This window comes from Agarivorans sp. DSG3-1 (genome assembly GCF_046774965.1).
Lineage (GTDB): Bacteria > Pseudomonadota > Gammaproteobacteria > Enterobacterales > Celerinatantimonadaceae > Agarivorans.
Genome location: NZ_CP177241.1, coordinates 577,595 through 592,593 on the forward strand (window position 1 = coordinate 577,595; position 14,999 = coordinate 592,593).

Annotated in this window: 12 protein-coding genes and 5 tRNA genes; all 17 read right to left on the reverse strand. The window is 44.4% G+C overall.

Annotation, left to right across the window (positions count from 1 at the left end):
- Nucleotides 1-21: 21 nt before the first annotated feature.
- The 17 genes from rpoB to ACLD71_RS02845 all read right to left on the reverse strand — a co-directional run bounded on the left by rpoB (nucleotide 22) and on the right by ACLD71_RS02845 (nucleotide 14,940).
- Nucleotides 22-4,056 carry a DNA-directed RNA polymerase subunit beta gene (gene rpoB / locus ACLD71_RS02765; protein WP_411992876.1) on the reverse strand — a complete coding sequence of 1,345 codons (4,035 nt, stop codon included), beginning with the start codon at nucleotides 4,054-4,056 and terminating at the stop codon, nucleotides 22-24.
- A gap of 225 nt (nucleotides 4,057-4,281) precedes the next feature.
- The gene (gene rplL / locus ACLD71_RS02770) at nucleotides 4,282-4,647 is read right to left on the reverse strand and encodes a 50S ribosomal protein L7/L12 (RefSeq protein ID WP_137674355.1); all 366 of its coding nucleotides are present in this window, start codon (nucleotides 4,645-4,647) and stop codon (nucleotides 4,282-4,284) included.
- A gap of 54 nt (nucleotides 4,648-4,701) precedes the next feature.
- On the reverse strand, nucleotides 4,702-5,196 hold the full coding sequence (rplJ, locus tag ACLD71_RS02775) for a 50S ribosomal protein L10 (RefSeq protein WP_137674356.1): 495 nt from the start codon (nucleotides 5,194-5,196) through the stop codon (nucleotides 4,702-4,704).
- A gap of 238 nt (nucleotides 5,197-5,434) precedes the next feature.
- Nucleotides 5,435-6,136, reverse strand: a complete 702-nt coding sequence (gene rplA, locus ACLD71_RS02780; RefSeq protein WP_137674357.1) for a 50S ribosomal protein L1 — start codon at nucleotides 6,134-6,136, stop codon at nucleotides 5,435-5,437.
- Nucleotides 6,137-6,140: 4 nt separating this feature from the next.
- Nucleotides 6,141-6,569: a 50S ribosomal protein L11 gene (gene rplK, locus ACLD71_RS02785; protein WP_137674358.1), complete on the reverse strand. Its 429-nt coding sequence runs from the start codon at nucleotides 6,567-6,569 to the stop codon at nucleotides 6,141-6,143.
- A 124-nt stretch (nucleotides 6,570-6,693) separates the two neighbouring features.
- Nucleotides 6,694-7,239: a transcription termination/antitermination protein NusG gene (gene nusG / locus ACLD71_RS02790; RefSeq protein ID WP_137674359.1), complete on the reverse strand. Its 546-nt coding sequence runs from the start codon at nucleotides 7,237-7,239 to the stop codon at nucleotides 6,694-6,696.
- Entirely contained in the window at nucleotides 7,239-7,616 is a 378-nt protein-coding gene (gene secE, locus ACLD71_RS02795; RefSeq protein ID WP_137674360.1) for a preprotein translocase subunit SecE, read from the reverse strand. The genes nusG and secE overlap by 1 nt, the downstream gene beginning before the upstream one ends.
- Nucleotides 7,617-7,670: 54 nt before the next feature.
- Nucleotides 7,671-7,746, reverse strand: a tRNA-Trp gene (locus tag ACLD71_RS02800).
- Nucleotides 7,747-7,934: 188 nt separating this feature from the next.
- A complete protein-coding gene (gene tuf / locus ACLD71_RS02805) occupies nucleotides 7,935-9,119 on the reverse strand; it encodes an elongation factor Tu (RefSeq protein ID WP_137674361.1) in 1,185 nt (394 codons plus the stop codon).
- 94 nt (nucleotides 9,120-9,213) lie between these two features.
- Nucleotides 9,214-9,289, reverse strand: a tRNA-Thr gene (locus tag ACLD71_RS02810).
- A 4-nt stretch (nucleotides 9,290-9,293) separates the two neighbouring features.
- Nucleotides 9,294-9,368 (reverse strand) — tRNA-Gly (locus ACLD71_RS02815).
- A gap of 36 nt (nucleotides 9,369-9,404) precedes the next feature.
- A tRNA-Tyr gene (locus ACLD71_RS02820) sits at nucleotides 9,405-9,488 on the reverse strand.
- Nucleotides 9,489-9,530: 42 nt separating this feature from the next.
- Nucleotides 9,531-9,606, reverse strand: a tRNA-Thr gene (locus ACLD71_RS02825).
- 111 nt (nucleotides 9,607-9,717) lie between these two features.
- The gene (gene birA / locus ACLD71_RS02830; RefSeq protein ID WP_411992879.1) at nucleotides 9,718-10,680 is read right to left on the reverse strand and encodes a bifunctional biotin--[acetyl-CoA-carboxylase] ligase/biotin operon repressor BirA; all 963 of its coding nucleotides are present in this window, start codon (nucleotides 10,678-10,680) and stop codon (nucleotides 9,718-9,720) included.
- Nucleotides 10,667-11,734 (reverse strand): UDP-N-acetylmuramate dehydrogenase, encoded by a 1,068-nt coding sequence (murB, locus tag ACLD71_RS02835; RefSeq protein ID WP_411992881.1) that lies wholly within the window; start codon nucleotides 11,732-11,734, stop codon nucleotides 10,667-10,669. Before murB ends, birA begins: the two co-directional genes overlap by 14 nt.
- On the reverse strand, nucleotides 11,731-12,687 hold the full coding sequence (gene coaA / locus ACLD71_RS02840) for a type I pantothenate kinase (RefSeq protein WP_137674364.1): 957 nt from the start codon (nucleotides 12,685-12,687) through the stop codon (nucleotides 11,731-11,733). The genes murB and coaA overlap by 4 nt, the downstream gene beginning before the upstream one ends.
- A 69-nt stretch (nucleotides 12,688-12,756) precedes the next feature.
- Nucleotides 12,757-14,940 (reverse strand): GumC family protein, encoded by a 2,184-nt coding sequence (locus tag ACLD71_RS02845; protein ID WP_161985188.1) that lies wholly within the window; start codon nucleotides 14,938-14,940, stop codon nucleotides 12,757-12,759.
- Between the last annotated feature and the right edge of the window lie 59 nt (nucleotides 14,941-14,999).

Here is a 14,999-nt window from a genome sequence, read left to right on the forward strand (position 1 = left end):
AAATCAGGTGAAGTCCTGTGCTTACAGCTCGTCCAACTCAATGTTGATACCAAGAGAACGGATCTCTTTAAGCAACACGTTGAACGACTCAGGCATGCCTGGTTCCATCTGATGATTACCATCAACGATATTTTTGTACATCTTAGTACGACCGTTAACATCATCTGATTTAACCGTTAGCATTTCCTGCAAGGTGTAAGCAGCACCGTATGCTTCAAGTGCCCATACTTCCATCTCACCGAAGCGCTGACCACCGAACTGTGCTTTACCACCAAGAGGCTGCTGAGTAACCAAGCTGTAAGAACCAGTAGAACGAGCGTGCATCTTGTCATCAACCAAGTGGTTAAGTTTCAACATGTACATGTAACCAACAGTTACAGGGCGCTCAAATTCTTGACCGGTACGGCCATCACACAACACGATTTGACCTGAATCAGGCAAATCGGCTAAGCGTAATAGCTCTTTGATTTCAGCTTCTTTAGCACCATCAAATGCCGGTGTTGCCATAGGCACACCGCCACGTAAGTTCTTCGCCAGTGTCATTACTTCTTCATCTGTGAAGCTTGCAACGTCAACTTTAAGCGCGTCATCACCTACGTTGTACACTTTCTGGATGAAATCACGCAGTTTATCCATTTCGATTTCACGCTGAACTTTCAGCATTTCGTCGATTTTCTCACCAACACCTTTAGCCGCTAAGCCTAAGTGGGTTTCTAGGATCTGACCGATGTTCATCCGCGATGGTACACCTAGTGGGTTCAAGCAGATGTCTACTGGGCGACCAGTTTCGTCATACGGCATATCTTCACGTGGAACAATGGTAGAAATTACACCTTTGTTACCGTGACGACCCGCCATCTTGTCACCAGGTTGAATGCGACGTTTAACCGCTAGGTAAACTTTAACAATTTTCAATACGCCAGGCGCTAAGTCATCACCTTGAGTGATCTTACGACGCTTGATGTCGAACTGCTTGTCGAATTCAGCTTTGATTTCGTCATATTGCGCAGCAATTTGCTCTAGCTGTGTTTGTGCGTTTTCGTCGCTTAATGCTGCTTCTAACCAATCTGCTGGTTGCTGACGATCTAAATCAGCTTCTGATTTACCGGCTGCAATCAATACAGACTTGGCACGAGCAAAGATACCTTCTTCAAGAATCTTGAATTCTTCGGTTAAATCTTTCTTCGCTTCTTTAAGCTGCATAGACTCAATTTCTTGAGCACGCTTGTCTTTTTCTACGCCATCGCGAGTAAAGACTTGAACGTCGATTACGGTACCAAATACAGAGTTCGGTACACGTAGTGATGTATCTTTAACATCAGACGCTTTCTCACCGAAGATAGCTCGCAAAAGTTTCTCTTCAGGAGTTAATTGTGTTTCACCTTTAGGTGTAACCTTACCAACCAGAATGTCACCAGGTTTAACTTCTGCACCAACATAAACAATACCTGACTCATCAAGCTTGCTTAGCGCTGACTCACCTACGTTAGGGATATCTGCAGAAATCTCTTCAGTACCTAACTTGGTGTCACGAGCGATACAACTTAGTTCCTGAATATGAATAGTAGTAAAGCGATCTTCTTTTACTACATTCTCAGAGATACCAATTGAATCCTCAAAGTTGTAACCATTCCAAGGCATAAACGCTACGCGCATGTTTTGGCCAAGTGCCAACTCACCTAAGTCAGTTGAAGGACCATCTGCTAGTACGTCGCCTTTAGAAACCGGTTCACCAGCTTTAACCACTGGACGTTGGTTAATACAGGTATTTTGGTTTGAACGGGTGTACTTAGTTAAGGTGTAAATGTCGATACCCGCTTCGCCAGGAAGCATTTCGTCTTCATTTACTTTAACTACGATGCGACTCGCATCAGCGTAATCAACCGTACCGCCACGTTTAGACACAACAGTTACACCAGAGTCAACTGCAACCGCGCGCTCAATACCAGTACCTACTAATGGCTTATCAGCTCGTAGGGTTGGTACAGCTTGACGTTGCATGTTTGAACCCATCAATGCACGGTTTGCATCATCGTGTTCTAAGAATGGAATCAACGATGCAGCAACAGAAATAATCTGCTGAGGACTTACGTCCATGTACTGAATTTGGTCAGTAGGCATGTACGTTGATTCACCTTTGTGGCGACAAGGTACTAAATCTGTTTCTACCATTTTGCCATCTACGTCGGCTTCAGCATTCGCCTGAGCGATTACGTAAGTGCCTTCGTCAATTGCCGACAAGTAATCTACTTCGTCAGTAATTTGGCCATCGATAACTTTACGGTAAGGGGTTTCTAGGAAACCAAACTCGTTGGTGCGCGAATAAACCGCTAACGAGTTAATCAAACCAATGTTTGGACCTTCCGGTGTTTCAATCGGACATAAACGACCGTAGTGCGTAGGGTGTACGTCACGTACTTCAAAGCCAGCACGTTCACGAGTCAAACCACCAGGGCCTAATGCAGAAACACGACGTTTGTGTGTTACTTCAGAAAGCGGGTTGTTTTGATCCATGAACTGAGACAATTGGCTTGAACCAAAGAACTCTTTAACCGCAGCCGAGATAGGCTTAGCGTTAATCAAGTCTTGTGGCATTAGCGCGTCTAGGTCACCAAGGCTTAGGCGTTCTTTAACTGCACGTTCTACACGAACTAAACCAACACGGAATTGGTTTTCAGCCATTTCGCCAACACTACGAATTCGACGGTTACCAAGGTGGTCGATATCATCAACTTCACCACGGCCATTGCGAATTTCAATCAGTGTTTGCATTACCTTAACGATGTCGTCTTTATCAAGCACGCCAGCTACTGAGCCGTCTTCACGGCCAACGCGGCTATTGAACTTCATACGACCAACCGTAGACAAGTCATAACGGTCGCCATTGAAGAACAAGTTCTCGAACAAGGCTTCTGCAGCGTCTTTTGTTGGTGGCTCACCAGGACGCATCATGCGGTAAATTTCTACTAGCGCTTCAAGGCGGTTAGTTGAAGAATCTACGCGTAAGGTATCTGAGATAAATGAACCATGGTCTAAATCATTTGTGTAAATGGTTTTTAGAACCTTGTGGCCCGCTTCAGATAGCGCAGCAATTAACTCTAGGTTTAATTCACTGTTCGCTTCTGCAACTACTTCACCAGTAGTTTCATCAATATATTCTTCAGCCAATACTTTATCGGCTAGGTACTCAACCGGCACTTCGATTTGCTCGACGCCTGATTTTTCCAATTGACGAATGTGGCGTGCAGTTACACGACGACCTGTTTCGATTAATACTTCGCCGTTTAACATCACGTCGAAAGAAACAGTATCACCACGCAAACGCGCAGGAACCAACTCCATCATTACCTTGCCGTCTTTTAGTTCAAAAGCGGTGGTATCGAAGAAGGTTTCTAGAATTTCTTGCGTAGTCATTTCTAACGCGCGCAAGATAATAGATGCTGGAAGTTTACGACGACGGTCGATACGAACAAACAAGTTGTCCTTAGGATCGAATTCGAAGTCTAACCATGAACCACGGTAAGGAATAACTCGAGCATTATATAACACCTTGCCTGAAGAGTGCGTTTTACCACGATCGTGATCGTAGAACACACCAGGACTACGGTGTAATTGGGATACGATAACACGCTCAGTACCATTAATTACAAAAGTACCGTTACCTGTCATCAATGGGATTTCACCCATGTAAACTTCTTGCTCTTTGATGTCTTTAACCGTGCCAGCCGGAGCTTCACGATCAAATAACACTAAGCGCAGTTTAACGCGCAAGGGAGCAGAGTAGGTGACTCCACGAATTTGACATTCTTTAACGTCAAAAACCGGCTCGCCAAGACGGTAGCTAACATATTGTAGCTCTGAATATCCTGAATAACTGGCAATCGGGAATACACTGCGGAATGCAGCTTCCAGCCCATACTCGCCTTCAGGATCGATCTCTATGAATTTCTCAAAAGAGTCAAGCTGTATTGAAAGCAGGTAAGGCGTGTCCACTACTTGAGGACGTTTTCCAAAGTCCTTACGAATGCGTTTTTTCTCTGTATAAGAGTAAACCATATGGTTCCTCAGCTCGCTGATAAGTGACCCACTCTGTCCTCAATATCTGGGACAGTTCTTACATACCGTTTGTCGGTTTTCGCTGGAAATACATCCCAACGTTTTTTGCTAGACGCACCATCTAAAACGGTGATAAAAAAGACGGCGTCTTACAGCGCAAAAAGGCCGGTGGTCAATTAACCACCAGCCATAGCCTATAAAGGCTGTAATCTACTTATAGGTAGATTACTTAAGCTCAACAGAAGCACCAGCTTCTTCAAGAGCAGCTTTAAGCGTCTCAGCTTCTTCTTTAGATACTGCTTCTTTAACAGTAGCAGGAGCTGAATCAACTAAACCTTTAGCTTCTTTCAGGCCAAGACCTGTAGCGCCACGAACTGCTTTAATAGAAGCAACTTTGTTAGGGCCAGCAGCAGTTAAGATTACGTCGAATTCTGTTTGCTCTTCAGCAGCAGCACCAGCGTCACCAGCAACAGCAACAGCTGCAGCAGCAGAAACACCGAACTTCTCTTCCATAGCTTCGATTAGTTCAACAACGTCCATTACTGACATTTCAGCAACAGCTTCGATAATTTGGTCTTTAGTGATAGACATGACTCAAATTCCTAAATTCAATTAAATTTATAAAATAATGTAGCAACAAGCAAGTTATGCTGCTTCTGACTCTTTTTGGTCGCGTAATGCGGCCAGAGTGCGTACCAGCTTGCCTGCAGAAGCTTCTTTCATAGTTGCCATTAACTTGGCAATTGCTTCGTCGTAAGTTGGTAGTTTTGCAAGAACGTTAACGTCTGCTAATGCACCTTCAAATGCTGCTGCACGTACTTCAAAGTTGTCTTGCTCTTTAGCGAAATCTGTTAACAGACGCGCTGCAGCACCTGGGTGCTCGTTAGAGAAGGCAATCAAAGTAGGACCAGAGAATGAATCGGTAAGACATTCTAGGTCTGTGCCAGCTACTGCACGGCGAGCAAGGGTATTACGTACCACTTGCATAGATACGCCAGCTTCACGTGCTTTAGCACGAAGTGAAGTCATCGCATCTACAGTTACGCCACGTGAATCAGCAACTACTGCAGAAAGTGCACCTTTGGCAGCTTCGTTGACGCCAGCAACAATTTGCTTTTTGTCTTCGAGTCTTAAGGCCATTGGCTTTACTCCTGGATCCAATACCAGATAAATCTGGTGTTTACTTCCCTCTAAATCATTAAGCTTTAGAGGCCGTTACGGTTTGGCGTTCCAGAATAAAAATTTATTCTTGGGTTTCCTCACCATCTACGTAGGGAATTAAGCGATTAAGCACCTACGGTCTTGGATGAGGGCCGAAGCCCTTACCCATAATTACAAAGCGCGAAATTTTAGTATAAATTTCACGCGTTGTAAATAATTACGCTTGAGTATCTAAAGTATTTACATCAATAGATAAGCCTGCACCCATAGTGGTAGACAAGCTAACTTTCTTGATGAATTGACCTTTAGATTGAGCAGGTTTAGCTTTCTTAAGAGCTACAACCAACGACTCTAAGTTTTCTTTAAGCTTGTCAGCGTCAAAATCAGCTTTACCAATAGTAGTATGGATAATGCCGTTTTTGTCGTTGCGGTAGCGAATCTGACCGGCTTTAGCTAGTTTAACTGCATCAGCTACATTAGGTGTAACTGTACCCACTTTAGGGTTAGGCATTAAACCACGTGGACCTAGGATTTGACCTAGTTGACCTACAACGCGCATTGCATCTGGAGAAGCAATTACTACGTCAAAGTCCATCTCACCAGCTTTAACTTGAGCGGCTAAGTCGTCCATACCAACAATGTCAGCACCGGCTTCTGTAGCGGCTTCAGCGTTTGCACCTTGAGTAAATACTGCAACGCGAACGTTACGACCAGTACCGTGAGGTAGCACAGTTGCGCCACGTACGTTTTGGTCTGATTTACGAGGATCTACGCCTAGGTTAACGGCAGCGTCAACGCTCTCAAGGAATTTAGCAGATGCTAATTCTTTAAGTAGAGTTACAGCTTCGTTAATTGAGTATTCTTTTGTTGAATCAACTTTTTCGTTGATCGCACGCATGCGCTTCGAAAGTTTTGCCATCGTATTAGCCCTCTACAACCAAGCCCATAGAACGGGCAGAACCTTCAATTGAACGACACATTGCGTCTACGTCTGCACCAGTCATATCAACTGCTTTAGCGTTTGCAATCTCTTCTAGTTGAGCGCGAGTAACCGTGCCAACTTTATTCTTGTTTGGAACACCAGAACCAGATTTAATGCCAGCCGCTTTTTTCAATAAGAAAGAAGCAGGTGGAGTTTTGGTTTCAAAAGTGAAAGAACGGTCAGAATAAACAGTAATTACTACTGGAACTGGCGCGCCTTTTTCAATTGAATCTGTTTTAGCGTTAAATGCTTTACAGAATTCCATGATGTTTACACCATGTTGACCTAGAGCAGGACCAACTGGTGGTGACGGGTTTGCGGCACCCGCAGCAACTTGAAGCTTAATATAAGCTTGGACTTTTTTAGCCATTTTAAATTTACCTTATTGTGGGTTCAAACGCCTTTCGCAAATGCGATTAGCTTCCCGATAGAACAAAGGGCAGCGGATTATAGTCGATCCCCTGCCCTAAAAACAACTGATTGTTTATTTTTTATCAGCCTTTCTCGATTTGTCCGAACTCTAACTCTACTGGCGTAGCACGTCCGAAAATCAACACTGATACTTTTACGCGACTTTTCTCGTAATCCACTTCTTCGATAGTACCGTTGAAGTCGGCGAAAGGACCGTCGGTAACTCGAACCACTTCGCCTGGTTCGAACAATGTTTTTGGTCTTGGCTTATCACTCGTTTCGTCCAGGCGATCAAGGATAGCTTTTGCTTCTTTATCAGAAATTGGCGCTGGACGTTCTGCCGTTCCGCCAATAAAACCTAAAACACGAGGCACACTTTTCACTAAGTGCCAGCTTTCGTCGTTTAGATCCATTTGAACCAAAACGTAACCAGGGAAGAATTTGCGTTCACTCTTACGTTTCTGACCGGCGCGCATTTCTACCACTTCTTCAGTTGGTACTAAGATCTCACCGAAAGACTCTTCCATAGAATGGATTTGAATATATTCTTTAAGAGATTTAGATACACGAGCTTCGTAGCCGGAAAAGGCTTGAACCACATACCAACGTAATTTGCGCTCTTCAGTCATTAGATACTCACCCCTGTTACAAAGGCAACTAAACGAACCAAGATAGCGTCTAGTCCCCATAAAATTAGCGACATGAATGCAGTAGCAGCTAATACAATCATGGTAGTTTGAATGGCTTCTTGACGAGTAGGCCAGATAACCTTACGCACTTCCATACGCGATTCTTTAGCAAATTCGAAGGCTTGCTTGCCTTTAGCGGTTTGCGAAGCAATGCCTAATGCAGCGATCAAGGCAATAACAACACCTAGAACACGCACTAATACCGACATATCTGTATATAGGTAGTTACCTACTACAGCGGCGATTAAAATTAGAGCAGCTAATGCCCATTTTAGGCCATCTAACGACCCACTTTGGTTTTCAGTACTGGTACTCATCAAACAACCTACAAATAATCCCACAAAATCATAAATCCCTTTATCAAGGGATAGTGGCAGGGGTGGAGAGATTCGAACTCCCAACATTCGGATTTGGAATCCGACGTTCTGCCATTGGAACTACACCCCTATAGCACGAAGCCCGACATTATAGGCACTTTGTTTCAAGATTGTAACCCTTGAATGTCGAAAAAACGCGACTCAATTGGCAATAAAACCGCTGCATTTTCATCAACAAGCAATGTGCCGTTAATTTCTATCGGCTAAAAACAAAAAAGGCCGCCTAAGCGACCTTTTCTTCTATTGCACTAAGTCTTCTTATTCGAAGATTTTAGCTACAACACCCGCACCTACTGTACGGCCACCTTCACGGATTGCGAAGCGTAAACCTTCGTCCATCGCGATTGGGCAGATTAGCTCTACAACAAATTTCAAGTTGTCGCCAGGCATTACCATTTCAACACCTTCAGGAAGCTCTACAGCACCTGTTACGTCAGTTGTACGGAAGTAGAACTGTGGACGGTAACCTTTGAAGAAAGGAGTATGGCGGCCACCTTCGTCTTTGCTTAGTACGTATACTTCAGCTTCGAACTTGGTGTGTGGAGTAATTGAGCCAGGAGCTGCAAGTACTTGACCACGTTGTACGTCATCACGCTTAGTACCACGTAACAAAATACCACAGTTCTCACCAGCACGACCTTCGTCAAGAAGCTTGCGGAACATTTCAACACCAGTACAAGTTGTTTTGGTGGTTTCTTTTACGCCAACAATTTCAATTTCTTCTGAAACTTTAACGATACCACGCTCAACACGACCAGTAACAACTGTACCACGACCTGAAATTGAGAATACATCTTCAATTGGTAGTAGGAATGGCTTGTCGATGTCACGCTCTGGCTCAGGAATGTAAGTATCTAGGGCTTCTGCAAGCTCTACAATCTTAGCTTCCCATGCTTCTTCGCCTTCTAGGGCTTTAAGCGCTGAACCTTGGATTACTGGAATGTCATCACCTGGGAATTCGTATTCAGATAGAAGTTCACGAACTTCCATTTCTACTAATTCTAGTAATTCTTCGTCATCTACCATGTCACATTTGTTCATGAATACGATGATGTAAGGTACACCAACCTGACGTGAAAGCAGGATGTGCTCACGTGTTTGTGGCATTGGGCCATCTGTAGAAGCTACTACTAAGATAGCGCCGTCCATTTGTGCAGCACCAGTGATCATGTTTTTAACGTAATCGGCGTGTCCAGGACAGTCTACGTGTGCGTAGTGACGACTTGGAGTATCGTACTCTACGTGTGAAGTAGAAATCGTAATACCACGCTCGCGCTCTTCAGGAGCGTTATCGATTGCTGCGAAATCTTTAGCTTCACCACCGTATACTTTTGCAAGTACGTTAGTAATAGCGGCTGTTAGTGTAGTTTTACCGTGGTCTACGTGGCCAATTGTACCAACGTTTACATGCGGTTTATTACGTTCAAATTTTTCTTTAGACATAATAGTCCCTCTGGATAAAGGTTATTGGCACAAAAGCACCATTGGTTTGCGTTTACCAAACGGTAAAGAGTAATAGGGAGAATTTAAAGGAATGTGGTGCTGATAGGCAGATTCGAACTGCCGACCTCACCCTTACCAAGGGTGCGCTCTACCAACTGAGCTATATCAGCAACGTGGAGCGGGCAGCGGGAATCGAACCCGCATCATCAGCTTGGAAGGCTGAGGTAATAGCCATTATACGATGCCCGCATCAAACCTTTGGAAGACGACCTACTACCAAAATAATGGTGGGGGGGGACGGATTCGAACCATCGAAGCTTTCGCGGCAGATTTACAATCTGCTCCCTTTGGCCACTCGGGAACCCCCCCACACTGTCACCTAAAACTAGATGAAGCCTTACACTTAAGAGATGGTGCCGATTGCCGGAGTCGAACTGGCGACCTACTGATTACAAGTCAGTTGCTCTACCAACTGAGCTAAATCGGCATCGCTTAAGTGCTGCGCATTCTATGTAATGCATTTATTAAATGCAACAAGCAAATGGAAAAAAAACCTAAGGAAAGCATTGAACGCGCAAAAATCAGCCAGCAGGGTCAATTATTGGCCACGTAGCGAGACTTCACCCGCCATATACACTTGCTCGCCTGCGTCAGTTTCTAGTATCAGTTGTCCCTGCTGGTCTACGCCTTTAGCAAGACCGAACAGCACTTTGTCTTCAGAAAAACGAAGGCTCACTGGCTGGTTCTTAAATACGTCGTAGCGGTTCCAGCGTTCTTGCAGGGCTGAAAATCCTTGTTCACGAAACACTGCGTACATTTGATTTAAGGATTGAACAATTAAACAGGCTAGTTGGCTGCGATCAAGTATTTGACTCGGATCATTTTCTAATTGGGTAAATAGCTGATCGATGTGCTTAGCTCTTTCATCGTCGACCCGAACATTTACACCAACGCCTACAACTAAACTAACTTCACTATTTGCATGGCCTTGCAGTTCTATCAATACACCGCCCAGCTTTTTACCATCGAGGTAAATATCATTAGGCCATTTTAGCCCAAGGTTGGAATAACCCGCTTGTTCAAGGGCTTCCACCACAGCAAGACCAACAGCAAGGCTCAAACCCATTGCCGCTTCGATGCCATCTTGTAGACGCCACAACAGCGACATGCAAAGCTGGCCAGCATAAGGTGTTTGCCAAGTGCGGCCACGACGGCCTCTGCCAGCGCTTTGAAATTCAGCGAGAACAACCTGCCCATGAGGAAGTTGATTGAGGTTTTTCATCAACCATGCGTTGGTTGAATCCACTTGTTCGATCACCACCGGTGAATTATCTGGCAACGTTAAGGTTAACCGTTCTAAGTCAAGCAAAGAGATAGGAGCGGCAAGCCGGTAGCCTTTACCTTTCACTTTATAAATATCTAAACCTAGCTGGGTATACTTGTTGATATAGCTTGCAACAGTAGTGCGTGAGACCCCAAGCAGTTGAGCGAGTTGCTCACCCGAACAAAACTGCCCGCGAGCCAATGCTTGAACAAGCTTATAAGGTTTATTCTCTCGCATTGGGCAACCCTAAAACGCTATTTGGTTGAACCTCTCCAAGCTCTCCAATAAAGCGCACTTCAGGTTCCAGTAAAATACTGAACTGCTGCCAAACCTGTTGCCTAATATGCCGACATAAGTCGAGGACATTATTGGCAGATGCTTGCTGAATATTCACCAATACCAAGGCTTGTTCTTGATGTACTGCTGCATCGCCAATGCGATGCCCTTTTAGTCCTAATTGGTCAATTAACCAACCTGCAGCAACCTTAACATCGCTCGTTGTAGTTGAATAATGAGGAAGAGCTGGGAACCGCGTCAACAATTCTTCTAGGCGCAGACGACTGATTATCGGGTTTTTAAAGAAGCTTCCGGCATTTCCTAGCTTACTTGGATCTGGTAGCTTGCTATTGCGAAGCTCGCAGACCTTATCAAAGACTTGTTTAGCACTTGCTGAAACAGGCAACTGATTAAGACCACTATAGCTAAGCTTAGCTGACCACTGTTTAGCTAAGCAAAGGGTAATATTAGTAATAACAACCTTTCCCTTTAGGCTTTGCTTAAAGATACTGTCTCGGTAGTTGAATTCACATTGTTCACTATTCAAGCGCCTTAATGATTGAGTCTCTAAGTGAAAAAACTCTACCTCGCTGCACACATCAGCCAGTTCCAGTCCATAAGCACCGATATTTTGTACTGGAGAAGCCCCTAAGGTGCCAGGTATGAGGGCGAGATTCTCTAGCCCGAAGTATCCATGCTCAATCGTCCACTTTACAAACTCATGCCAGTCCTCACCAGCAGCAACACTAATGTTGAAGTGTTGCGCTTGCTCCTCAACCTCTATGCCTTGGAGTTGGTTTACGATCACCACCCCTTTAAAATTTTCGAGTAATAATAAGTTTGAACCGCTACCTATAGTTATCCATGGTAACTGTTGTTGGTTTATCCAAGTAAACAACTGTGGTAGGTCTTGCGCATTATTCAATTCAAATAAGTAACGAGCGTTGGGGTTAAGACCAAAGCTGTTATAACGGCGCAAACACACGTTTTCTAGAAGTGGAAAAGGTAAGGTCATTTTCGTAGGCGAACTCGGCTAACTTCGTGGTTTTGCCCTTTCTCTAAAATGAGATCAGCACGCTCCCGAGTAGGTAAAATATTTTCCATCAAGTTAACTTGGTTAATGCTCGACCAGATTTGTTTAGCCACTTGGTCAGCTTGTTGTTCGTCTAAGCCGGCATAATGGTGGAAATAGTTATTGGGATTAGTAAAGGCGCTCGCCCTAAACTTTTGAAAACGCTCAACGTACCACGTTTCTAAAAGATCTGGTTTAGCATCCACAAAAATTGAGAAATCTAAGTAATCAGAAACAAATACTTGCCTAGCCTGTTGCTTGGGGTAATCCCCAGAAGACTGCAGTACATTCAAACCTTCCAAAATAACAATATCGGGTTGTTCAACCACAACTTGTTTGTCTTTAACAATGTTATACGAAAGGTGTGAATATATCGGGCCAGACACTTTAGCTTCGCCTGCTTTTAGTGCAGACACAAACTCTACCAGTCCCTTTTGGTCATAACTTTCTGGAAAACCCTTTCGTTGCATCAAACCACGAGCTTCAAGCTCTTCATTGGGGTACAAAAAGCCGTCGGTAGTAACAATGTCTACTTTGGGATGTTCTGGCCAACGTTGTAATAGCGCTTGCAAGATTCTCGACGTGGTACTTTTGCCGCCTGCAACACTGCCCGAAACACCAATAATGTATGGAACATGCTTATTGCTGCCTAAGAAATTGGCCAGTACTTCACGACGGTCTTGTCGTGCTTTCACATAAAGATTAAGTAATCTCGAGAGGGGTAAATAGATGTCGCACACTTGCTGCAATGATAGCGCTTCGTTAATACCACGAATGCTCTCTAGATCATCTTCAGTTAAGGTGAGTGGTACAGATTTTCGGAGTGTTGACCAAGCTTCGCGTTCAAAATCTAAGTAACTAAATGCATGCTGCGTGGTGCTTTGTGTTGCTGGCATGGGCCCTTCCTATATAGTGCGGCACAACCATATACCAAAACTGTTTAACTCTCCACCTTCCGGCAGGAATTAGCCATGCTGACGAAACTTATCTTCGTGAATAGGAACAACTTTAGGGCTGCGCTCTACAAGATGCACTGACGGTAGGTCGTAATCATAGGCACGACGATTACGTGCAACCTTGTTGAACACAACCCCGGCAATCTCTATGTCCATACGAGACAACTTGTTTAATGCGCTTTCTATCGATTTTCCGTCTGTGCGCTCAGCTTGTACCACCATTAACGTTGCGTCTACTACAGGCGCAACCATCACGGCATCAGTTACTTGCATCAAAGGACCTGTTTCAATCACGATACGGTCATAATGCTGGCGCAAACCTTTAAGCAAGAGCTTGAATTTTTTAGAGGCTAAGAGGGAAGTTGAATGGCGGTCGATAAGACCGGCCGTAAGGACATCAAAGCCGAGTTGGTTATCACGATAAATACACTGGGATACCGTATGAGTTCGAGATAACAGGTGAGTTAAACCCGGCTGGGTTAAGGGATAATTTAAGTAAGTAGAAACCGACGCGCGACGCAAGTCGGCATCAATTAGCAGTACTTTTTCAACGTCACTACAAGCTGCTGCAGTTTGAATAGTTAAACTGGTTTTACCTTCGCCTTCTAAAGCAGATGTGAACAATACCACTTGCCCGCGATTTGGGCGCATTTGCAAACGTGCTCTCAAGGAACGCAAAGGCTCGCCCAACCAAGGGTGCACACCTTGCCGTAACCACTTATTACTGCGTACTTTCACTTTAGGTACTTCAGCAATGACTTCGACGCTCATTGCTGTTTCTAGCTCTTCAACAGTTGCGAAAGTTCTCGACATCGCTTGTTTCAATAATACAAACACAACACTAAGTATGCCCGCTAACATTCCCGCCAAAATAACAATAATCGCTTTCTTCGGCTTAATGGCTGACTCGGGTAAACGAGCACTATCAACTAACTGAGCATAACCACGATTGAAGCCCTCGGCAGCCTCAGCTTCTTTGAACTTCTCTAAGAAAGTATTGTATAAACGGGTATTACTGTCTATTTCGCGAGTTAACTGATTAAAACGGGTGGTTTTTCGACTAAGGTCTTGGTACTTAACTTTAGCTAAACGTAAAGACTCAGCCAAAGCGGCTTCGCGAGCGACTGCCGATTGATAGCTTTTCTCGATACCTGAAATGATAAAATTGGTTTGGCTACGAAGCTCTAACTCTACTCGAGCTATTTCTCCAGACAGCGACACCCGTTTAGGGTGTTTAGGCCCATAGCGCTTGGCGAGATCAGCTTGTTCAAGCTCTAGTTCAATGCGTCGGCGCTTAATATTCTGCACCATCGGGTCCCGTTGAATTTCGCTTAAAGAAGTAAGTTTATCCAAGTCCCCTTTTGAAGCGCGTTTAACGATGGACCATAAGGCACTGGCTTCACTTTTTAGACGCTGGGCTTCTAATTGTTGGGTAGTGAGCTGTTGTAGCTCTTTACCAATAAGTCCAAGAATACCTTCTTGGTCTACCAAATTTTCTTCTTCTCTGTAAAGCTGCAATTCAACTTCTGAGCTTTGCAATGCCGTTTTTAAGCGATTCAGTTCTTGCAATAACCAACCAATAGTTTGGTCGGTGGCTGCTTCACTAGAGCTGCGATGGTATTCAATATAGGCCTCGGCGACAGCAATCGATACTTGCTGCGCTAACAATCTATCCCAGCTTCTAAAACCAATTTCAACCAAGCGACTTTTAGGAAGAGGGGTTACCGAAAGGCGCTGCTTAAATACCCTCAGTAGCCGCGCCTCGCTTGGGGTTGCAGAAGGGCTAAACTGACTGCTGTAGCCGAGAGTAACCACTTGCCACCAGTATCGCCAAGGTGCGATTGGGGCGCGCAAAAATTCGGGGTGGTGCTGTAAATCGAGCTTGTTAATCACTGCTAGAGCAATACGTTCTGAACGTAAAATCTCCATTTCAGTATTAAAGTAAGACTCTGCTTGAGTATCAAAATTATAGACATCTTCTACAGCCACCATTTTTGCTTGGCTGTAACCTATCATCAATTTTGAGGAGGCTTGATACAAAGAAGGCAGTGCTTTTACATAAAGCATACTCAGCAGTAATGTCACCATCACTACAAGGATTATGTTTAATTTGGCTTGCCACAAGGTAACAAAAAGCTGTCGCAAATCGACTTCTTTCCCTTCTCTAGACTGTGACGGCTTCTGCTCTTCCATGAACCTAAACGACTGCTCCATTAGTTCTAAAACTCATATAACTAAATGATACTGCCAGC